Annotated in this window: 20 protein-coding genes and 2 other annotated features; of the genes, 3 read left to right on the forward strand and 17 right to left on the reverse strand. The window is 34.4% G+C overall.

The features are described from left to right. From MNO09_RS21280 to MNO09_RS21315, 8 genes are all read right to left on the reverse strand, one after another. Positions 1-1,248, reverse strand: coding sequence for a hypothetical protein (locus MNO09_RS21280; RefSeq protein WP_001174819.1), 1,248 nt, complete (start codon positions 1,246-1,248; stop codon positions 1-3). A gap of 164 nt (positions 1,249-1,412) precedes the next feature. Further along, entirely contained in the window at positions 1,413-2,414 is a 1,002-nt protein-coding gene (locus tag MNO09_RS21285) for an LCP family protein (protein WP_000093639.1), read from the reverse strand. Between the two features lie 283 nt (positions 2,415-2,697). Further along, a complete protein-coding gene (locus MNO09_RS21290; protein WP_000738136.1) occupies positions 2,698-5,001 on the reverse strand; it encodes a glycoside hydrolase in 2,304 nt (767 codons plus the stop codon). Positions 5,002-5,211: 210 nt separating this feature from the next. Beyond that, positions 5,212-5,421: a DUF6366 family protein gene (locus MNO09_RS21295; protein WP_000712287.1), complete on the reverse strand. Its 210-nt coding sequence runs from the start codon at positions 5,419-5,421 to the stop codon at positions 5,212-5,214. Positions 5,422-5,533: 112 nt separating this feature from the next. Then, the gene (thrB, locus tag MNO09_RS21300) at positions 5,534-6,427 is read right to left on the reverse strand and encodes a homoserine kinase (RefSeq protein WP_000612662.1); all 894 of its coding nucleotides are present in this window, start codon (positions 6,425-6,427) and stop codon (positions 5,534-5,536) included. After that, positions 6,424-7,482: a threonine synthase gene (thrC, locus tag MNO09_RS21305; protein ID WP_000276445.1), complete on the reverse strand. Its 1,059-nt coding sequence runs from the start codon at positions 7,480-7,482 to the stop codon at positions 6,424-6,426. The genes thrB and thrC overlap by 4 nt, the downstream gene beginning before the upstream one ends. Further along, positions 7,475-8,770: a homoserine dehydrogenase gene (locus tag MNO09_RS21310; protein ID WP_001066910.1), complete on the reverse strand. Its 1,296-nt coding sequence runs from the start codon at positions 8,768-8,770 to the stop codon at positions 7,475-7,477. The genes thrC and MNO09_RS21310 overlap by 8 nt, the downstream gene beginning before the upstream one ends. Before the next feature lie 154 nt (positions 8,771-8,924). Then, positions 8,925-9,156, reverse strand: a binding site (T-box leader). A 115-nt stretch (positions 9,157-9,271) separates the two neighbouring features. Then, positions 9,272-9,503: a binding site (T-box leader), on the reverse strand. Positions 9,504-9,737: 234 nt separating this feature from the next. Continuing rightward, a complete protein-coding gene (locus MNO09_RS21315) occupies positions 9,738-10,376 on the reverse strand; it encodes a pyridoxamine 5'-phosphate oxidase family protein (protein WP_241950202.1) in 639 nt (212 codons plus the stop codon). Positions 10,377-10,458: 82 nt separating this feature from the next. On the opposite strand from MNO09_RS21315, the gene MNO09_RS21320 reads away from it, so the two are divergent. Further along, positions 10,459-11,067, forward strand: a complete 609-nt coding sequence (locus MNO09_RS21320) for an NUDIX hydrolase (protein ID WP_241950049.1) — start codon at positions 10,459-10,461, stop codon at positions 11,065-11,067. A gap of 88 nt (positions 11,068-11,155) precedes the next feature. On the opposite strand, the gene MNO09_RS21325 is transcribed toward MNO09_RS21320, so the two are convergent. The 5 genes from MNO09_RS21325 to MNO09_RS21345 all read right to left on the reverse strand — a co-directional run bounded on the left by MNO09_RS21325 (position 11,156) and on the right by MNO09_RS21345 (position 15,133). Continuing rightward, entirely contained in the window at positions 11,156-11,983 is an 828-nt protein-coding gene (locus MNO09_RS21325; RefSeq protein WP_000291196.1) for a peptidoglycan-N-acetylglucosamine deacetylase, read from the reverse strand. A gap of 117 nt (positions 11,984-12,100) precedes the next feature. Next, complete coding sequence (locus tag MNO09_RS21330) at positions 12,101-12,973, reverse strand: aminoglycoside 6-adenylyltransferase (protein WP_001258525.1); 873 nt, start codon at positions 12,971-12,973, stop codon at positions 12,101-12,103. Positions 12,974-13,098: 125 nt separating this feature from the next. Beyond that, positions 13,099-13,539: an ASCH domain-containing protein gene (locus MNO09_RS21335; RefSeq protein ID WP_001001034.1), complete on the reverse strand. Its 441-nt coding sequence runs from the start codon at positions 13,537-13,539 to the stop codon at positions 13,099-13,101. Between the two features lie 53 nt (positions 13,540-13,592). Next, on the reverse strand, positions 13,593-14,264 hold the full coding sequence (locus MNO09_RS21340) for an O-methyltransferase (protein WP_000103840.1): 672 nt from the start codon (positions 14,262-14,264) through the stop codon (positions 13,593-13,595). A 149-nt stretch (positions 14,265-14,413) separates the two neighbouring features. Further along, positions 14,414-15,133: a 3-ketoacyl-ACP reductase gene (locus tag MNO09_RS21345; protein WP_000818989.1), complete on the reverse strand. Its 720-nt coding sequence runs from the start codon at positions 15,131-15,133 to the stop codon at positions 14,414-14,416. 190 nt (positions 15,134-15,323) lie between these two features. Here MNO09_RS21345 and MNO09_RS21350 point away from each other — a divergent pair, with 190 nt between their 5' ends. Continuing rightward, positions 15,324-15,917, forward strand: coding sequence for a DUF3139 domain-containing protein (locus tag MNO09_RS21350; RefSeq protein ID WP_002096691.1), 594 nt, complete (start codon positions 15,324-15,326; stop codon positions 15,915-15,917). A 23-nt stretch (positions 15,918-15,940) separates the two neighbouring features. Here MNO09_RS21350 and hitS read toward each other — a convergent pair whose 3' ends face one another. The 3 genes from hitS to MNO09_RS21365 all read right to left on the reverse strand — a co-directional run bounded on the left by hitS (position 15,941) and on the right by MNO09_RS21365 (position 19,536). Further along, a complete protein-coding gene (hitS, locus tag MNO09_RS21355) occupies positions 15,941-16,996 on the reverse strand; it encodes an envelope stress sensor histidine kinase HitS (RefSeq protein ID WP_000040217.1) in 1,056 nt (351 codons plus the stop codon). Between the two features lie 13 nt (positions 16,997-17,009). Next, positions 17,010-17,687, reverse strand: a complete 678-nt coding sequence (hitR, locus tag MNO09_RS21360; protein ID WP_000612742.1) for an envelope stress response regulator transcription factor HitR — start codon at positions 17,685-17,687, stop codon at positions 17,010-17,012. 88 nt (positions 17,688-17,775) lie between these two features. After that, positions 17,776-19,536, reverse strand: coding sequence for an ABC transporter ATP-binding protein (locus MNO09_RS21365; RefSeq protein WP_000453875.1), 1,761 nt, complete (start codon positions 19,534-19,536; stop codon positions 17,776-17,778). Positions 19,537-19,776: 240 nt separating this feature from the next. Here MNO09_RS21365 and MNO09_RS21370 point away from each other — a divergent pair, with 240 nt between their 5' ends. Next, a complete protein-coding gene (locus MNO09_RS21370; RefSeq protein ID WP_001194960.1) occupies positions 19,777-20,541 on the forward strand; it encodes an alpha/beta fold hydrolase in 765 nt (254 codons plus the stop codon). Between the two features lie 98 nt (positions 20,542-20,639). Here the strand turns inward: MNO09_RS21370 and entFM are convergent, their stop codons facing one another. Then, positions 20,640-21,926: an enterotoxin EntFM gene (gene entFM, locus MNO09_RS21375; protein WP_000755538.1), complete on the reverse strand. Its 1,287-nt coding sequence runs from the start codon at positions 21,924-21,926 to the stop codon at positions 20,640-20,642. Positions 21,927-22,499 lie beyond the last annotated feature (573 nt).

Here is a 22,499-nt window from a genome sequence, read left to right on the forward strand (position 1 = left end):
CTACTCTTGTTGATAATCCGCTAGCGGTTTTACATATGCTTTTACTTTTTCAAAATGTGGTTGTTTCGGTACAGCATATACGTGAGAAGCTGTTTTAACTGCTGCTTCGTATCCTTTTATTTTGAACCATTCTTTCCGCTTAAATATATGGACTTCAAGCCATAATTCTTTTGTACTTGTCTCCAAAAACTTTTGAGAATTTGATTCCTTTCGCTCATATGGTATCGTAATTTTTCCAATTAACTCTTCAGGAATTTTCACATAATATCCTTTTTCTATATCGATATATCTTTCTTCAATTGGTTTAATTCCAGATTCACTCCACTGTATGTAGCGTTCGAAAAGCGGACTATCACCATGTGATTTATCTTCCCAACCTTGTGGACGCACTGTACGAACAAATTCAATAATGCCGTCTTCATTAACATCTTTACTTTCTACAACATATTCATTGAACAAATCTTCTTTCCCATCTATAGGTAATACCTCATAATGACCCTTATCAAATTTTGCTACATACGTTATCCCTGAATGAGCGCCAACTCCTGCATCAATTACAACCGCCTTTAGTGATTTAGAAACACGGCCCATTTGTATTCTTTGAATGCTATTTATAAATGGATCGAATGATGCCTCAGATAAAGTTTTAAATTGTTCCATAAACTCAACTGTCAACTTCTCATCTTTTTCATACGTAACAAGGCTTATATCTTTCAGTCCATTTTTATTTAGATCCTCTATGAATAACTTCGTATAACTTCGATTATATATTTCCTTCATATCTTCATTTTCTTCCGAAAAAACATACATAACATGTTCTAACGATTCACGACTTACAGAAACTCCGATTAATAACTCTCGCTTCCCGTTCCCTGTAAAATCACCGACTTCAACGATATCTACATCTCCACCATCAAATCTATGCGTGGACTTTACTTTCCATCCATTTCCAACTTCTTCATAGACAGCTAAATATACGCTATGATCTTCATTCGGTAATTTATAAAATAAGATGGCTTCTTTCTTATTATCTTGTTTAAAATCCATTGACCAAATCATCTGTTTATCTTTATTAGACATTGGAGTAAGCAATCGATAATTAACAGGCAAATCTTTATCTATTTGCTCTTTTAGTTCATTAATCCATTTTTCATTGGCAGGAGCACCCATTAAACTTGTTGGAGCTTCAGACATTTTACATCCAGTCAACATAAAAATGATTCCCATAATGCCTATCCATTTCTGCATATGATATCTTTCCTTATTACAGATTTTCATTATTTTTCTTTACTTTTTGCTTCTCCAATATTCTCATACATATGAGTATAATTTTTCTAAAATAAAAAATCGTTACAGAAAAGTTACAAATCCATTCCGACAAAAAAAGATTGGCAAAGGCCAATCTTTTTTTATTATTCATTTCGAACTGGTTTTGGTGTTACACCTAAATGCTCATTTAATTTTTTTGAAATATCTTTTACATTTTTTTCGTTTGGAATGTAATAATAAATACCTCCGATACGTTTATCCGTACCTTCTATTTGCATTTTTTCCATTTCTAAATTAGATCCTGCCATATTTTTTGTAATCGCAAGCATATCATCGAAAGTTAAGTTCGTTTTCATATTTTTATCAACCGCATCAAGTAAAGAACCCATTTTGCTAATTGATTGCACAGACATCGCTTTTTTTGCAATTGCTTCTATTACAAGTTGTTGTCTTTGTCCACGCATTGCGTCACTATCAATTTTACGCGTTCTTGCAAGTGCAAGTGCTTGTTCTCCATTTAAATGTTGGAAGCCTTTTTCTAAATGAATCATACCCGCTTGGTCTTTACTATCTTGCTCTGTGAAAGTAACAGGTACATCAATATCAATACCACCAAGTGAATCGACAATTTGTACGAATGATTCAAAGTTAAACTTCACATAATAATCAACAGGAACATTTAAAAATCTTTCCACTGTATCTCGTGTACTTTCAACACCACCAAATACGTGTGCGTGTGTAATTTTATCTAATTTCTTTCTAGATGGAATATATACACGTGAATCACGCGGAATACTTACTAATTTAACTGATTTATCATCTTTATTAATTGTTGCTAATAAAAGTGCATCTGTGCGAACAGCTTCACCATATTGACTTTTTCGCATTTCACTACCATCTACACCCATAATTAAAATAGAGATGTTATCCTTTAAAGGCTCAACTTCTTTATCACGTTTTGATGATTTATCAATTTGTGCATACGCATCACTTACAACAGCTTTTGCTTTATTATATATTAATGATCCATATCCTACTCCTCCAAAAATAAGTAGGAAAAATGGAATTAAAATGAACCATTTTATTGACCTTCTTTTAGAACGTTTTTTATTGCTTCTCGTATTTTGTTCTAATTCAGAGCTCATCTTCATTCGCCTCTCTTTCTCTTTCCCTAGTATAATGTATGTCTAGTATTCTTCATATTGAATTTCCTTTCAAACACCTTACATTTTTGTAAGGTTACATGATGAATCCAATATGTATTCCATTTCACATTATACTCTCGTGCTTATTTTTGGCAAGTCACTATTTTCCAACTTCAAATATTTAACACTTCGCAACATCCGAAATTACAGATTTATAAATTTATCCGTTTCGAATCCTTCAATTTTCACCTAAAAAATCAGTAATGCAACAATACATTTCATTTTATCCCTCAAGCGGTGTATACATTGTTTTCTTCCCATGATTATTAATGAAAGCGGATTTTGCTTTTAGTTTCGTCTTTTCTATTTCTATCTCTTCATTCGAGAAATTCACAATAATTTTAATATCTTTTCCATAAGAAGCAGATTGAACTAATTTATCTTCTGACAAATATGCAAAGTTCGTCATTTCTTCTTTTACTGCCTTTTCATGAACTTCATTCCAAACTTTCAGATGCTGCGTAATTTCTTGTTTATGCTTATTCCACTCTACTTCATCTAAATGGTACAACGGAGGAACATTATACAATAATTCGTATAGCATACGGTTTCCTACCTCATCTTTTACTTTCAAACTTCCCCATTCCCAGTGGTGCGTTGTAATTACAGAATCATTGTATACTAATTTATATAATGGTACTGAATATACAGGGTTTAAATATACTTGTTTATATTCTTCTTTTAACGGTACTTGTTTTGCATATTTTTCTGGAACATTTTGATTCGGTGACCAATATCCGCCTACATAATACGGACTTGTTTTATTTTTCCTCATATCTTCATCGTCCCATTTAATAACCGGTGTTTCAATACCGTGAGCAAATGCAATCGTGCTACTTGCAAAGTCATTTCCGCCTTCTGAGCCAACTACCATACCTTTTTCTTGCGCAATATAATCCATTCGTTGCAATCTTGCTTTTAAATCTTGTTCTTGTGTCGTTATATGTTTTGCCGAATAATCATCATAAATTTCACCTGTTGCATCACAATCAATAAACCATGAATTATATTTAGGTCCATTTTGTAATATATCGTTCATTCGCTCTTTTACACTAGGAAGAGATAAAGTTGGATTTAACTTTCGTCCTCTACCTAAAAATCCTTGCACTTTTTCTCCATTTTTCTTCGTCACAGTTGCCTCTTCATATAGCGATGGATCCTGAAAAGAAGCTGTATTCCAATTTTTATCTACTTTTTCGTGAATAGAATGATAAGAATCATACGGACCAACTAAATATCCTATTTTCTTAGCTTCTGTCACGAAATCAGGCTGCATATACCCTTGTTCCCAATTCGGTAGCCCAATCCATGCATTGTCTATTCCTGCCGCTTTCATTTCCTTTATAATATCCGTTCCATCTGCTTTACCCCATTTACTTACTTCTTCAACCGCATCACCGAGCGCCGACTTTAATACATGCTTATTTAAGTTATATAACTCCATCTTCGATAAGTGATCTATCCCTTTGTTTAATAACTCACTAGCGTTCTGATCAACATTTTGGAAAATATCCTTTTTATACAATTCCTTCATTGATAATACTTCATTTACATAACGCAAAATAACATTTTTTTGATACTTATCAATGAAATCTTGTTTACTTACTTGCTCAAACACACTCAGTTCTCCAGGCTCCGAACTATTCTTTTGAATAAGCCCTTTTATATGACTAAACACAGGACTATTTATTTGCTCTCTTATTTTAGGCCAATTTATGTTACTGTCAGACAAACCATTTTGATTCCAAAAATAAAAATGAGCCGCACCATAAAGTTTTTCAATCTCTTTATTTTTTCTAGCCTTTTCTTGTAATGTTTTAAATTCACCTTTTCGAGCAATATTATCCTTATACAGTTTAGCAATACTGACTGCATCATTATTTGTCACATATAATTGAAATCCATATGTTTTATTTTTATTTATACTCGGGAATTCATGTATAAAATCAAATCCTATTTTCGGATCCGAATGAAATTTCAATTCATTATTAAACATATTGTTCGCAATATATACAATGGAATATTTCGAACCATTTAGCGCAAAAAACTTCATAGAAAATGATTCAGCAAATGAATATGCATCATCCTTTAAAAACTTCTTCCAATTTTCATCATTACTCGGAATTTGTTTTCCTTCCCATAACGGAAGTGTATAATTTTCAGCTTGTACTTTCGGCCATGTAAAACTTTCTGCACCAGTCGATTCCACTTCAATATTTAAGTGATCTTTTTTCTTTTCTAGATTCACTTTTACTTTTTGATCTGGGTATTCCCAAGATGTGCGATCCTTGTCTTTTTTTACATTCGACACCTTCATTTTCGGTAACGGCTGTGATGCCTGTTCCTTTACACCATCATGTTCTACAGTTAACGTGAAAGTCTCTGGATTTACATCGTAAGTGAACTCTTTATACGTCGCTTTCTTTACTTTAGACTCTTGTACAGCCTTGTTACCTTTTACATCACACCCGACTAAAGTCGAAAATGACATCGTTGTAAGAAGACATATTGCTATCATTTTTTTCATCTTCTGCACCTCCACCACTGAATATACAGGGGCTTTGTTACAGGAATGTGGCAAAAAAATAGAACTAGCATAACGCTAGCTCTATTTTGAGTATTATAAATAAGTGTGTATGAACAACTATAATCTGCTTAAAGTATATGTAGTACAATAGTGTTTTTTCATCCCCACTAAATATAAAAGCAAATAATTCGAAGCTTTAACACTTATTTTTTAACTAAAAAAATAAGTGTATATAATACACCCTAAAACTAGCACTAAAATTACTAGCGCTGTACCTTTCCAATTCATACCACCCGTCATATCAACTGGACTACCTGATTCAGCTCTGTTGAATCCATCATGTAAAGAACCGGTAGGATTATTTTTCAATTCACTTTGCCTTATACGTTCTCTGTTTTCTTCTGGTGACTCTTTTTTCATACGATCGCCTCCAAATGAATACACGCTTTACTAAATTATACATTATTACTTTTCTTTTATATGAAAACTGAAAAGATATTTACAACAAAAAAAGCTAGCAATGCTAGCTTTTTTATAGTTCTATATGTTCTTCTTTATTTACAGTAATTCCTCTATGATCGATTTCTAGCTCACACACTTTCATAGACGTAAATACTCTCGCTAATTGCTCAGCAATTTCTTGACGCTTATCATATGGCGTTAATATAAAAATGGATGGACCTGCACCACTAAGCGCTGTGCCGTATGATCCAAACTCTTTTGCACATTTACGAATTGAGGGTAATAGCGGTACGAGTTCTAAACGATACGGCTCGTGAAAATGATCTCTTTCCATCATTTCACCTACAACTTCCCACTTCTTTTGACAAAACGCAGCTACTAATACGTTGCTGATTGCACTAGCCTTAACTGCTTCATGAAACGGAAACACATCTGGTAATACAGATCGGCTTTCCTCTGTATTTAACTCTTCATTTGGAATAAGAGAAATTACACCTAATTCCTTACTTTCAATTCTTACAACCGAAACATTCTTTCCATCAAGTGCTCCGATTACAGTTCCTCCTAATATAGAAGCCGCAACATTATCTGGATGCCCTTCAAAATTTGTTGCAATTTGAACTTTTTGATCAGTCGTTAAGTTTAAATTGCCAAGTTGATTCGCAAGCTCTATCCCTGCTACAATTGCTGCTGCACTACTTCCTAGTCCTCTTGTAAGCGGGATATTACTAGTAACTTCTATTATATGAGGTGATAAAGAAGGACATACTTTACATGCCGTGCTAACGATTAAATTTTTATCATCTGTCGGAATTGATTCTTCAAAGGAATGGATTACTTGCCATCTATCAGCTTTTTCTTTTACCACCACATCTAAATATAATGACAAAGCTATTCCTACTGAATCAAATCCAGGTCCAACATTCGCTGTACTAGCAGGAACACGAATACTTAATGGTATCACGACATAATCACCCCTTTAATATGTTCTTTAATTTGTTCTATATTATTTGAAACATTTGCAATGTCTAATGTATTAGAAGAAATTGCGATATCAGGATCTTTCAAGCCGTTTCCAGTTAAAACTGCAACAACTGTCTCTCCTTTTTTGATTTTTCCAGATTGAACATGTTTAATTACACCTGCTAATGAAGCATTTGATCCTGGCTCAGCGAAAACCCCTTCCGTTTTTGCTAATAATCTATACGCATGTAAAATTTCTTCATCTGATACCATATCTATTTCACCGTGAGACTGTTCAGCAGCCTCTACTGCATATGACCAACTTGCGGGGTTACCGATACGAATCGCTGTTGCAATTGTTTCAGGTTCTTCAATGACATGTCCTTTTACAATTGCTGCTGCTCCTTCTGCTTCAAATCCGTGAATTCTTGGCTTCTTATAGCCTTTTTCTTTCTCATATTCACAGAAACCTTTCCAGTATGCTGTAATATTTCCGGCATTCCCAACAGGAATCGCTAAAACATCTGGTGCACTTTGCAACTGGTCACAAATTTCAAATGCTGCTGTCTTTTGCCCTTCAATTCGATAAGGATTCACTGAGTTTACTAATGTAATCGGCTCTTCCGCAGCAATATTTCTTACAGCCTTAAGTGCATCATCAAAATTTCCTTCTATTGAAATGATTTCAGCTCCATAGGCGACTGCTTGCGCTAATTTTCCATGTGCAATCTTTCCTTCAGGGATTACGATTATACATTTCATTCCAAGGCGTGCCGCGTATGCTGCGGCCGATGCCGAGGTATTACCTGTTGATGCACAAATAATTGCCTCCGAACCTTCTTCTTTCGCCTTCGCAACAGCCATTACCATACCACGATCTTTAAAAGAACCTGTCGGATTCGCTCCTTCATACTTACCGTATAACTGAATTCCTAATTGTTTTGATATATTTAATAACGGAATAAGCGGTGTATTTCCTTCCATTAAGCTCACATCAGGTGTATTTCCATTCACCGGTAAATAAGAAGCATACTGTTTTAATAATCCTTTATACATATTGTTTTTCCTCCTCAATAATGTAATAACTGTTTATTTCACTTGCGACATTTTCTATCGCTCCTAGTACTCGTTCGAATTGATACTTTGAAGTTTGATGTGTCACAACAACGACTTCTGCAAGTTCACGATTTAAAGGTAATTGAATAACTTCTTTTAAACTTACAGAATAATTAACGAAACATTCTGTTATTTTTTGTAACATCCCAGGTTCATCTCGTAATGAAATACGTAAGAAATATTTCGAAACGACTTCTTCATCTCCTTGTAATTCATATGGCTCTGGTTCTTTTAACGCACTTTTATTTTTCGGGACTTGATTCATATTTTTAACGATTGAAATAATATCACTTACTACAGCAGAACCTGTCGGTAACTTCCCAGCTCCAGGTCCGTAAAACATTACTTCCCCTACTGCTTGACCGTGAACATATACTGCATTAAATTCATTATTTACATTCGATAATGGATGATGACTTGGTAAAAGAGTCGGTTCTACACTTAAATGAATGGCTGACCCTTGTTTCTCTGCTTTACCAATTAATTTCATAGTAAATCCTAATTTTTCTGCCATTTGTAAATCTTCTTTTTCGACCTTTCGAATCCCTCTTACTTGTACATCATCTAAAGAAACATTCATCGAAAAACCTAAGTTTGCAAGAATGGCTACCTTTCTCGCCGCATCTAGCCCATCTACATCCGCTGTTGGATCCGATTCTGCAAAACCTAATTTTTGGGCTTCTTGTAAAGCCTCTTCATACGACCATCCCTTTTGACTCATCTTTGTTAACATGTAATTTGTTGTACCATTTACAATCCCCATTATTTTTTCAATTTGATCTGAAGCTAATCCATCTGTTAATCCCCTTAACACCGGAATACCGCCCGCTACACTTGCTTCATAACATAGATCACAATCATTATCGTTCGCCAGTTGGAGAAGCTCTGCACCGTATACAGCCATTAAATCTTTATTTGCTGTTACGACATGTTTTTTATTTCGTAAAGCCTTAACAATATGTTGCTTTGCTTCTTCAATTCCGCCCATTACCTCTACTACAATATCAATATTTGGATCATTTAGAACTTCATCGACATGACTTGTTACTACGATCCCATCAATGCAAACATCACGTTCTTTTTCTAAGTCACGTACAACGACTGTCTTTACCTTCACTTCATACCCTGTATCAAGTGCAATTTTTTTATAATGTTCTTTCAAAATATGGACAACACCACTTCCGACCGTACCTAAGCCTAACACCCCAACATTAATAACGTTATTCATTTTCTAATCTCCTCCTACAATTTTATTTTTTATCTCTATCAATCACCTTGCTCTGCTTTTTAATCATGCAGGTGGTGGTTATTTCCGTACGTACAAATCGTTTCATGTTACAGCACCTCCTTTCAAAGTAATAAAAAAACACACTCATCCCTAGGAAAGGGACGAATGTGTTTTCGTGGTTCCACCCTTGTTCCAATCTAGACTTATTTCCTTCTAGATTGCTCAAGTTCAGATAACGGCTGATTCCGTCAATAATTACTAGATTACTCGTTCACTATTGAAGTTCAAAGGTGGTAAAATCATTTCTCGTGTTAGGAAGCTCACACCCTTGGCTTCCCTCTCTGTAAACCGTAAAAATGATTCCGTGTCCTTATCGTTACTTTTTCGCTCATGTTTATTTGTTAATTCATTATACTCGCATAAACAACAAAATCAATACTATTTTTTAATTATTTTTAATTTTCAATCTCTAATTCCATAAAAAAACACACTCATCCCTAGGAAAGGGACGAATGTGTTTTCGTGGTTCCACCCTTGTTCCAATCCAGACTTATTTCCTTCTAGATTGCTCAAGTTCAGATAACGGCTGATTCCGTCAATAATTACTAGATTACTCGTTCACTATTGAAGTTCAAAGGTGGTAAAATCATTTCTCGTGTTAGGAAGCTCACACCCTTGGCTTCCCTCTCTGTAAACCGTAAAAATGATTTCATATCCTTATCGTTACTTTTCGTTCATGTCTATTTGTTAACTTATTATAGTTATCAACTTTTTAAAAAGCAAGCCTATTTTTACTAACTATTTTCAAAATCATTTTTTATTGTATTTCAAAATAGCATTATGCAACTACCACTTGATTTACCTATTTTGTTATTTCTCCAGTTTGTAAATCAACGATTCTTATATGAATATCACATTCTAAAATGTGTACATATTCACCTTACAAAACTATATCTATAAAGTTTTTTCAATACAATCTTTTCGTATAACTTTCTTCTAAAGAACGTGCAACATCTTCTTCAGAAGTATTTACTTTCGCATGCTCCAGCAACATTTTTGCTGCTGAAGGTAACTCTTTTTTATGTAACCAAGATTCTGGATCCCACATCTTAGATCGGATAAAAGCTTTTGCACAATGAATATAACACTCTTCTATTTCAACGACAATTCCAAGTAACGGATTGCGCCCATTCGCCTGCATTTCTTGCAATATCTCTTCGTCGTTTGTAATATACGCTCGGCCGTTTATCCGAAGCGTCTCCCCAAGGCCTGGAATAAAAAAGAGTAACCCTACGTATGGATTTGAAATAATGTTCAAAATGGAATCTATACGACGGTTACCTGGTCTTTCTGGAATGATAATTTGATTATTATTTAATACGAATACAAACCCAGGTGCGTCTCCTCTCGGCGAAGCATCACACTCTCCTAATTTATTTGCAGTAGATAATACTAGAAAAGGAGATTTAGACAGAAAATCTACGCAATGGTGGTCTAATGATGAAATAACTTTCTTTAACGCTCTCTCATTTGGTTGCCCCAATATTTTCCGTAATTCTTCCTCTGTTGAAATAATCGATTTTATTTCTTTACTCTCTATCCCCACTATTAACCACTCCATTTTTCTTTATTTTCCCAAAATTCAATACAGATATTGTATAATAAAATTTGCAGAAAGGGGAATTAAAATGACAGAGTGGTTAACAATATTTGATCCTGAAAGAAATACACTTGGGAAGAAATTGCGTGATGAAGTGCATCGTGACGGTGATTGGCACGAAACATTTCATTGTTGGTTTGTAGAAAAAGATGCTGAAGATATGTTCTTATATTTCCAATTACGCTCTAAAAATAAAAAAGAAGCTCCATGTATATGGGATATTACTTCAGCTGGACATATTATGCATGATGAAAAAGTAGACATCGGTGGCCTTCGTGAAATCGAAGAAGAATTGGGACTCTCTTTTCAAACGGCTGATTTAGCATACAAAGGAATTTTTAAAATAGATTATGAAATTTCAAATCTTACTGATCGTGAATTTTGTCATATGTATTTTCACAATGTCATCAATCCACTTCCATTTGCACCAGCTGAAGAAGTAGACGATGTGATGAAAGTACATGCAACCTCTTTTTTACAACTATTAAAAAAAGAGATTGCATCTTTAACAACTATTTCTGTTTTAAGCAATAAACCGATAACGATAACATTTGAAGATATTTATCCATATGATCTTGCATACTATGAATTCGTTGTAGAACAAGGAAAAGAATTACTAAAAAATAATAGTTTATAAACAAAATAGGACTCCCATTTTAAAATACTTGGGAGTCCTATTCTTAATAGTGGATGATTGACAATACCCGACTGATTTAAACTCCACTTCATTTTCTCTCTTTCGATGTTTGAAACATACTTGGCAGCGTTACAAAGCGTGCCCCTTTCGTTTTTAACTGCGGAATAAATTTATCTAGCGCCTCTACAGATCCTTGTAAATGCCCACCTGGGGTTGAATGCTGAAGGATGACACTGCCAGGAAATGAATTCCCTAACACATTATTTGTAATCGTATCAGCGCTTACTCCTTTCCAATCAACCGTATCAACACTCCACTGTACAATCATAAAGTTTTGCTCTGTCGCCCATTTCAATTGATTTTCAAGTATTTCACCGTACGGTGGACGTATAAACTTCGGTGCATAACCAGCTAAACGATTTAATATTTCTTCTGTTTTTATAATTTGATTACGGTACTCAGCATCAGTTACTTTCGCTAAATTCGGATGGCTATACGTATGATTACCAATTACATGCCCTTCATTCGCAATACGTTTTACTACATTCGGAAACTTTTCCGCATTTTCACCAAGCAAGAAGAAAGTCGCTTTTACATTATGTTGTTTTAACTTATCCAAAATTTTTGGCGTAAATTCTAAATCTGGTCCATCATCAAATGTAAGAGCGACTTCCGCTTTATTGTACGGTCCGGAAAATGCATACGCATATTTTTCGACCCACGAAAATGGTGTCCACGATCCACGCTCATATGCTTTCATTTGTACTTCATAGTTTTGAGGGATATATGCGTATGGCAATGAGCTTATATAGTCTCCATAATAAAATGAGTGATATGGCATATAGGCGTACGAAACATCTCGTTCTAGTCCCCATTCATATGGAGCAAACATTTCTGGTGAATAAAAATAATACATGATAAAAACCTCCCTAAAATTTCATATGTGATTCATCTGCACTTTGTTAGAGAAATTCCTATTCATGAACAAAAATAAGACTGTCCGTAATTAGGACAGTCTTATTGCTTACTATTATTAATAAATCGATGTACTATCTTTCGGCAAAGCTTTCACATGTTTTAAATAGCTTGTCACTCTGTCATCATCACCTTGCGGGTATTGATATCCATATGTGTTAGCAATTTCATTCGCTACTTCCCTAAATAAATTACCCATGATAAAGAATGACTCCCATATGTTTTCATATTCTGCATTAGAAAAAGTTCTTTTAAATTGCTCCCACATATCTTTTTCAATATATTGCTCGAAATGCTTCCCAAACTTTCCTGCATTACCTGTAAAGTCTGTTTTCATACCAATATGCCATTCTAGCATTACAATGAACATATCTCGTACTGGACCATCAAGCATCCCTTTCGCATAAGAAAGTTCTTCTCTCCATAGTCCTTTCCCTACATTCGTACTACACCACCAAAATTCATTACAGCAATCTAAAAACTCTTTTTCTGTAGGCTTTTTTATTAAGTAATCTTTATCGCTTGCTGGTGGAAATTCAACAATACAATTATCTTTATCCAGAAACAGTTTACTTAAACTATCTTGTCCAACGAACTTATTTATCAAATCAAATGGAACGAGCGTTAAATCAATTCGATTTCCATCCATAAACTGCATTAAATACGGAAATTTCCCGTCTTCGTCCGCTGGAATTAATGACATTTCTTCTGGCATTTGTACAATCATTATTTCTCCAAATCTATGAATCCAATTATGATTAGACGTAAAAGATTGTATATCATTTACAACATACATAATATCATAGTCTTGAAAACAATCTCTTTTCACATTTGGATTTACACGTGATCCATTCATGATAACTGCTCGGATTCTTTCATCCTCTTTTGCTGTATTTATAATTAAGTCTAACATTTCTTTTTCAGTTCTCATCTATTCCTTACCTCCAATTTTTATATAAACTTATATTTCCAAGTATGTTGGAGGTCCACGAGGTAGCTGCGTTGTACACGATACATGTTATAATTTTTGAAACATCTTTTTCATTTTCTCTCCTCCTATTTTTTTATATCTATTCTTCTAAATCGTTCACATACAAGCAATATATCATCAGAAAAATCATGACCCACTTCATTCAATTTACTTCTGAAATATCTTTCATGAATCTCCTTCCAATTTTTATAGCTTTCATCCCCTTCAGCAATTGCAAATTCTCCTGTAATTTCATTCATAGGTAATATTGTTACTTCAATTGTTTTTACAATTGCTACCGGATTTTCATCGTGATCCAAAATAACAGAGTAGTCCTCTGCAGTTGGTAACGGTATATTCTTTAATTCATAGAAGAGATATGCAGAACAAGTTGCCGTTTTCGTTCCGTCAACTACTTGCTTAGCAAGACGATTTGCGGTATCACCAAATTTCCATGCACTCACCGATTTTGGTATCTCAGCATCTTTCCAATACTCCGCCCAGTATTGTTGTGCTGCTTCATTCATTATCTCTCACTCCCCTAAACTCTACTATAAATGTAATAGACTTTCGAACCGTATCACTCTTTTACGACTGCCATTACAAACCCATCGTATCCTTTACTTCCTACAGTTTGAAGCGCAGTAGCACTTACACTTGGCTCTGCAGCTATTAATTCATAGAAGCGACGTATCCCTTGTACACGAGGATCGTTACTCGTATTGTCAATAACTTCTCCTTCACGTACTACGTTATCACCAATAATTATAGTACCAGGGCATGATAGTTTCAGTGCCCACTCAAAATAGGTAGGGTTATTTTGTTTATCAGCGTCTATGAAAATAAAATCAAATGGTTCATAATTTTCATTTTCGATTTGCCGTAAAGAATCTAAAGCTAATCCTACTCGTACTTCAATTTTATCATTCAAATTGGCACGCTCAATATTGTTACGTGCAATTTCTGCATGTTTTTCATTTGCTTCCAATGTAACAACTCGGCCTTCAGATGGCAAGCCCCTTGCAAGCCATATCGTGCTATATCCGCCTAGAGTACCAATTTCCAAAATGTTTCGAGCTCCTTGAATTTGTACTAATAGTTGCAAAAACTTCCCTTGCGTTGGCGATACATCATGTGCTGGTAAATTAGCTGCAGCGTTTGCTTGAAGAACTTCTTCTAATGTAGAATCTTTCGGTATTAATACATCACTCACATATTGATCAACAGCCGTCCATTTCTCAATCGTACTCATGTAAATACCATCCCCTTCAATTTCTCAATGCTTTTCTACCATTCACTCTTAATTATACCGAAAATTCCGTCTCATACACAAAAAATAAAGAAGAGACATCTACTCCATTACAGAATAGATATCCCTTCTTTTGTTTATAAATTTATCCCCTAAGGATTAGTAGACCAAAGTCCTGCTGATTTAATAAATGTACGTTTATTTAATTTCAGCTGCGCTACGATAAATTCTGCAATATCTTCTGCTTGCATTACTTTATCTGGGTTTCCGTCAGTTAATCCTAAATCTACAGCCATATCAGTTGCTACTGTACTTGGGGTTAGAGCTGTTACACGAATGTTATGTTTGCGAACTTCCATCGCTAACGATTCTGTTAAGCCAAGAACACCAAATTTAGAAGCGCTATATGCACTTGTTACAGGTGCACCTTTTTGTCCTGCTGTAGATGAAATGTTAATAATATCACCAGATTGTTGTTCAATCATGCTTGGTAAAGCTGCACGAGTTGCATAGTATACACCCATTAAGTTTACTTGAATGATTTTTTCCCAATCAGCAACGTCTAATTCTAAAAACTTACCGAATTTAGAAATACCAGCGTTATTAATTAAAATATCAATAGATCCTAAACCATTTTTTAACGTTTCAATTGCAGTAGTCACTTCTTTATATGAAGAAACATCAGCAGTCGCAATAACAGCTTTTACGCCTTCTGCTTCTACTTCTTTCGCTACAGCTTTTAAGTTTTCTTCTGAACGAGCTAAAAGACCGACATTTACGCCCTCTTTCGCTAATGCGATCGCTACAGCACGACCAATCCCTCTACCTGCTCCTGTAATTAAAGCATTTTTGCCTTGTAATAATTCTGCCAAGTATAACACTCCTTAATCATCTCAGTTATGTACTATATTAAAATTGTATCTATGTTTATGTAAAAAGGCAATGATGCACTTTCATGTGCGTAGGTTACTTATAGGTAACTATGGAAAGTTTTTATTGATAAGTCTCATGTTTTTTCCATAATTCATGTAAAATAAAAATAAATCCTGCATAGGAGAGTGCATGTGTATGAAAAGAAAAAAATGGTTCTTATCACTAACTGCAGTCGGACTATGTATCATATTTTTGGCTATGTACTTTATATTTGGTAATCCATTACATTATAAAGTAATAGAAAAAGATACTAGCGACTACCTCTATACTATAAAAGGCTATAAGCAAAAAGAAATACAAAGCATAACCGGAAAATATACTCTCATTTATAATATCGGCTATTATGCAGAGGTCGTATATAAAGACGAACCTTATTTTACATACTCTTATACATACGATAAGAATAAGAAAATAATACAAGACAACAGCATTTTAGGAAGACATACTGAGTCATTTGAAAGTCTTAATTTAAACTGGTCATTGTTTGACGAGTTAGTAGACGGTATTCATACAAACCTGCAAAAAAGAGGTTTAAGTGAAAAGAAAGATTATTCTATACGCTACGTTCAATTCATTGATATCGATAATGATAAAAACGGTGCAGAAGCATATGTTGACTTTAAGAAAGATAAAAAATCAGATTATTCATACCGTATGAATAACGAAGGAAAAGCTTATCAATATAGTTGCAGTAATGGAAAATGTATTTTTAAAGAGAAATAGTGTTAGAAGATATCCTCCTAACACTATTTCTCTTCAGAATTTGGAATACAAACAATAAATTCTGTCCCATTCCCCTCTTCACTCTCGACTTTTATTTTTCCTTGATGAAGGTCGAGTACCTTTTTTACGATAGCTAAACCTAATCCACTTCCTCCATAAGTGCGATTTCGTGAAGAGTCCGCTTTATAAAAACGCTCAAAAATATGTTGTTTCTGTTTTTCAGATATACCAATTCCAGTGTCACGAATACGTATTTCTACGAATTTCTCATGTTCTTGTAACTGAATTGTAATTGTGCCACGACTTGGAGTAAATTTAATACTATTATGAATTAAATTAATCCACACTTGACTCATACTTTCTTGATCGGCAGTTATATGCACTTTTTCTAAATCAAGGTCTAATTCAATTTCTTTTTCAGCCCAGAGCGGTTCACTATTTAACACAATTTGCTTTAACTGTTGATCTAATCGATAAGTCGCTTTTTCTGGTGTATACTCCTCTGACTCTAAAAGAGTTAGTTTCAGTAAATTTTGGCTTAGTTTAGATAATCTCGTCGTTTCCGTTTCAATAATGGTAAGATAATGCTTTCTTTTTTCCTCCGAAAGATTGTTATCTTGTAGTGCTCTAGCAAATCCTTTTATAGAAGTTAAAGGTGACTGTATTTCATGAGAAACATTCGATACAAATTCCTGGCGCATTTTCTCCATCGCATTCAGTTCATCTGTCATATCATTTATACTTTTTACGAGTACACCAATTTCTCCATCATACTTTTCTTCATTTCGTATTTTTACGGAGAAGTCTCCTTTTGCAATTTTTTGTATCGGTTCAATAATAGTCCAAATCATTGCCTCTCGTTTTGGTCTCATTAATATCCCAATCAATGTCCAGATAAGAACAATAAATACAAAACCGACCATATCACTAATTAGAAAGGCCACAAACGACGATACGTTTACTTCAAAAGCATTCAATATACTAGTTGCTACATAAAATGCGATAGACCAAATTATAGTGAGAAAAGAAAAAAGCGCTAATACCGCTCCCGTTACTTTCAACATCTTCAACTTACTCATTCGTTTTTTTTCCTCATTTACTTACCTCTAAGCGATACCCTAATCCTCTTATCGTTTTAATACTAAACTTCGACTTCTCTTCTTGAAACTTCTCACGTAGTCGATTAATATGAACGTCTAGTGTACGTTCATTCCCTTCAAAATCATATCCCCATACATCTTCAATTAACTGCTCTCTCGAACAAGTTCTTCCTGCTTTAGAACCTAAAGTAAAGAGCAATTCGAATTCTTTTAGCGGTAATGTGACTGTTTGTTCTCCGGCTGTAACTTCAAATGTTTTACGATTTAACAGTACATTCCCAATTTGAATCGATTGCGACACTGTAATTTGGTAACGTTTCAATAACGCCTTAACTCTCACTACTAGTTCTATAGGATCAAATGGTTTTACAAGATAATCATCGGTGCCAAGGTGAAATCCTTTTACTTTTTGAGACGTTTCCCCTTTAGCAGTTAGCATCAAAATTGGAATATCATAGTACTTCCTTAATTCAAAACATACATCAAATCCATCCATATTTGGCATCATGATATCAAGAACAACCATATCAACTTTTACTTCGTCTATTTTCTGAAGTGCATCTAGTCCATCAATTGCCTCATATGTTTGAAAACCTTCTCGTTCTAAAAATACAGAAACAAGTTCTCTAATATGCGGATCATCGTCCACTATTAAAATGTTAGGTATCAAAGAAACCACTTCCTTTCTAATTCGCATCCTTTATAAAACTTTTAAAAATGAATCATTAGTGGAGTAAAAACCCCACTGATGATTCATTTTATAATACGCCCTCTTTAATTTTCAATTGTTGCGTTGCAAATTCACGATACATATCATGTGTCTGTAATAATTCATCATGTGTACCGCTTCCTGTAAGATTCCCTTTTTCTATAAAGATAATTTTATCTGCATCCACAACAGTAGAAAGTCTATGTGCAATAACTAATGTTGTTCTGCCTTTCATTAAGTTATTTAACGCTTTCTGAACGACAGACTCTGATTTACTATCTAGACTGGAAGTTGCTTCATCTAACATAAGAATTTGTGGATTTCGAAGTAACGCTCGAGCAATCGCAATTCGTTGTCTTTGCCCTCCTGAAAGCTTCACACCACGTTCTCCAACTTCTGTTGCGTATCCGTTTGGCAAATCATGAATAAATGCATCAACATATGCCATCGCTGCTACTTTTTCAATTTCTTCATCTGTCACTTCACCCTCAACACCGTAGCAAATATTATCGCGAATTGTCCCATCGATTAATGGACTATCTTGTGATACGTAACCGATTTGACGTCGCCATGATTGCAATGAATAACTCGTAATTGATTCTTTTCCTAATTTAATAGCACCGCTAGTTGGCTCGTAAAAACGTTCTAATAGTGAGAATAACGTCGTTTTCCCGCTACCACTTGGTCCTACGATTGCTGTTACTTTTCCTGATTCAATTGTGAAATCAATATTCTTTAAAACTTGCTCTTCTTCGTTATACTCGAAATGTACATTTTCAAGAACGATCGGCTGCTTAGCATTTGTGACCTTCACACCAGTTTCATGATCTTCTACTTCATATTCTAAAATCGTATTAATTCTTTCCGTTGCACCAATCGCCTTTTGAAATTGTGTAAAGAACATAGATAATTGACTCATTGGCATTATAATTTGAACTAAATATAAAATAAACGCTACTAGTTCTCCTGTTGTTAATGCACCGCTAGAAACTCGCATTCCACCATACCCTACGATAATAACAAGCAATGCCATTAAAACAAACGACATAACTGGTGAAATTAACGCTTGCACTTTTCCCTCTTTCAAACCAAATTGTAATAGCTTTTCAATACCTTTATTTCCAGTTTCATATTCCTTTTTTTCTGTGTTCGAAGATTTCACTAAACGAATTTCTGATAACACTTGTGTTAATACACTAGTAAAAGATGCTGTTTCATCTTGAAGTGCTTTTGAAATCTTATACATTTTTCGTCCAAGCGGAACTAAAATGAGTACTGATAATGGAATAACCGTTAAAAGTAAAAGTGTCATTTTCCAATCTAAAACAAATAATACAATTAATGATCCAACAATTGAAATACCGCCTGTTAATAAATTTGACAAATGCTCAGAAATTAACGTTTTCACAACTCCTGTATCATTTGTCATACGACTAATTGTATCGCCTGTTCTATTTTGATCATAATAAGTTACCGGTAAAATAAGCACCTTTTTCCACAAACGTTCTCTCAGCCCAGCTACAATCTTCTGTCCAATATAATTTAATAAATATATAGACAATCCTGCAGCTATAGTTTGCATAATAAAGAATGCAACTAGCCCAACAATTTGCCCTGTACTAATTGAAGAAAGTGAAAAATTATCTACTAACCCCTTCGTTAACATCGGAATAAATAAACTCGCTCCCGTAGAAAGCAAACTCATTAATAATGCAAAAGCAAGAATCCCTTTCGGAGGATTTGTATCTTGAATAAGGCGTAAAAACTGCCTCCAGCTCCCTTTTTTCTTCATCTCATTTCTAACTTCCATTCCTGTTCATCTCCTCGTGTTAAACCAAACTGTTCTTTCTAAAAATAGAATACAATACGAATGTAAACTGAATGTAAACACACTTTTTCTATTTTTACAAAATATACATAAAAACGCATCTTTACAACAGATATAAACATCTGATATTATTACCTAGTACTAAATATTATTCTATGTGAATTATAAATAACCAATTTACGATACTATATAAATCTCCCGTTATTGAAAGGAGTATCCTTTTTGCAAACAAGTATACATTCCGAAAAAGAAACAATCATTTTTATTCATGGATTAGTTGGCAATCGTCGTGCCTTCAAAAAAGAGCATAAACGATTTTCCGCCTCTTACAACATTATTACTTATGACTTATTAGGTCACGGCGACGATAAAGGAGAAGCTATCGAATTTTCATTACAGCGTCTCGTAGATCAATTATTGAATTTATACGAAAAAGAAGGCATTAAAAAGGCCCATATTTGCGCTTTAAGCTACGGCTGTTATATCTCTACAATTTTTGCACAAATGCACCCAGAAAAAGTTTTGAGCATTTGTCATATTGGTGGACATTATAATAACCCTTCCCTTTTATATAACGTATTTCAAAAGTTTTGGGAGAAGCGAGGAGACGATTACTCTAAATGGCTCTCTCAATACGCAAATACTATTTTTCCAAGTGGCATATTAAAGGCAAATCCGTTCGCAGTCATTTCAAGAAATATTTATTACCGTTTCGGATTGCAATTACATTCATCAATTATTGCCCAATCATTACGGCATCGTTTAGAATTCGATTTAAAATCTAAATTAAAATCACTTCCCCACCCTATTCTATGGGTAATGGGTGAACATGATCATCTCTATAAATCTTGTCTTTTTGATTTGAAATCCATTCTTCCTAACGTTTTATATAAAGAAATACCGCTTGCAGGACATGCAGCAAACTTATTTCGCCCGAACTACTTTCATGACCTATATGCTCGATTTTTAAATGGAAAGTTACAGTAAAAACTACTACATTCCCAATTTATTCAACTATAAAAAGGCTTCCCAAGTTTCCCTGGAAAGCCTTTTCTCTATACGAAAAGTATATAAACTACTTTTTCTTAGTATGCTTTTGTGTAACCTAACATGTGCTTGCTCCAGTAAGAGTTACTTACAGAACTAATTCGTACACCAGTTGCATCAGTTTCTGCACTAATGAACTGACCGTTTCCTAAGTAAACGCCCATGTGAGAAGGACCTGATTTATAAGTATTTTGGAAGTATACTAAATCACCTGGTTGTGGATTGCTAGTTTTTGTTTTAGAGCTCCAGTATCCAGCAACTGTTTGACGAGCGCCTTTATGACCAGTTTGATTTAATACGTAGTGAATGAATCCACTGCAGTCAAAACCAGCAGGTGTTGTACCAGCAGTTCTGTATGGTGAACCATTTAAAGATCTAGCGAATCCAGCGATTGAAGATGTATCTCCACCTGTTGTTGGTTTTTGTACGTCTTTACCTGGTTGTTGAACGTTATTTGTAACGTTATTGTTATTGTTATTCGTAACGTTGTTTACTCCGCCTTTTACAAACTTAACGAAGTCTGCGCTTACGTAACCTGTACGGCCGTTATGGTTAATTTTGTACCAACCATTTTCAGCACCAGTAACGTTTAATACTGTACCGTTTGTTACGCCACCGATTACAGCGTTGTATGTAGCTGGGCCTGTACGTACTTTTAAAGCACCAGTGTTAACAACATAAGAACCACCAGTTTGAACTGTAGTAGTATTGTTGTTTGTAGTTGGTTGTTTTGTTTCGTTAGATACAGCAGAACCACCTTTTGTTACGAAGTCTTTGCTTACGTATCCAGTTCCACCATTGAAGTTGATTTTAAACCAATCTTGTACTTCACCTACAACTTGTACTGTTTTACCTTTATTTACAGAGCCTAATACTGTATGAGATGTACTTGGGCCTGTACGTACGTTAAGTGAAGAAACGTTTACTGTGTAAGTACCAGTTCCTTGTTGAACAGTAGTTCCTGTTTTACCACCAGTCGTTACGAAGTCACCACTTACATAACCAGTTTGACCGTTTACAGTTACTTTGAACCAACCGTTTTCTTGTCCAATTACTTGTAATACTTGACCTGATTTCACTTTAGAAATAACGTTATGTCCTGTACCAGCACCTGAACGTACATTTAATACATCAGCTGTTACCGTGTATTTTAATTCAGAAGTTGTTTCTACCTTTTTTGTTTCAGTTACAGTCGTTTGAGTTTGAGTTTGTCCATTAATTTCTTTTAGCGCCTCATTTGAAACTTGTGCCTGAGCAGAATCCATACCTGGAACTGCAACACCCACTACAGAAGCTGCTGCTAAACCTGCAATTACTTTTTTCATAAGTTGTCTTTACTTCCTTTCCCTACTATCCTCTTAAAAAAACTTATAAACTTAATACATTACAATATTATCAAAGTAAAATATTCATTAAGTTCCATTTTTTAACAAGAGTTTTTTTTTTTCACACAGAGTTCATTTTAAACGAATGAAGTGAATTCCGCGTGAACTTCATGTGAACTTTACCATTAAACTTAGTATTTTTGCAATGCTTTTTTCAATTCTCTTATGTATTTCATTGAAAATTCGACATTTCATTCATTATCTTAATATACATTTTCTATCCACTTTGAAAAACTCTATTCATCTAATCCAATGCAAAGAATGTATTTCCTAGTAAAGTCCCTTCCATGAAGCATACTCTTATCATGACAAAAAATACTTTTTTTATCAATAGTATAATATTTTCAGAAAGTTTCTTCCGATACTATCTATCGTTTATAAAAGATTTGACGATTTGTAAGATTTAACTCCAAAAATTCTGTTCTAATTTGACGAAAATACACACTCCACTACCCACTTTTCACTAACTATGGAATTTCTAGGATATTTACATTATTATATATATAGTAGTAT

The organism is Bacillus sp. N5-665 (assembly GCF_022637375.2).
In the GTDB taxonomy this organism is placed as follows: Bacteria; Bacillota; Bacilli; order Bacillales; family Bacillaceae_G; genus Bacillus_A; species Bacillus_A wiedmannii.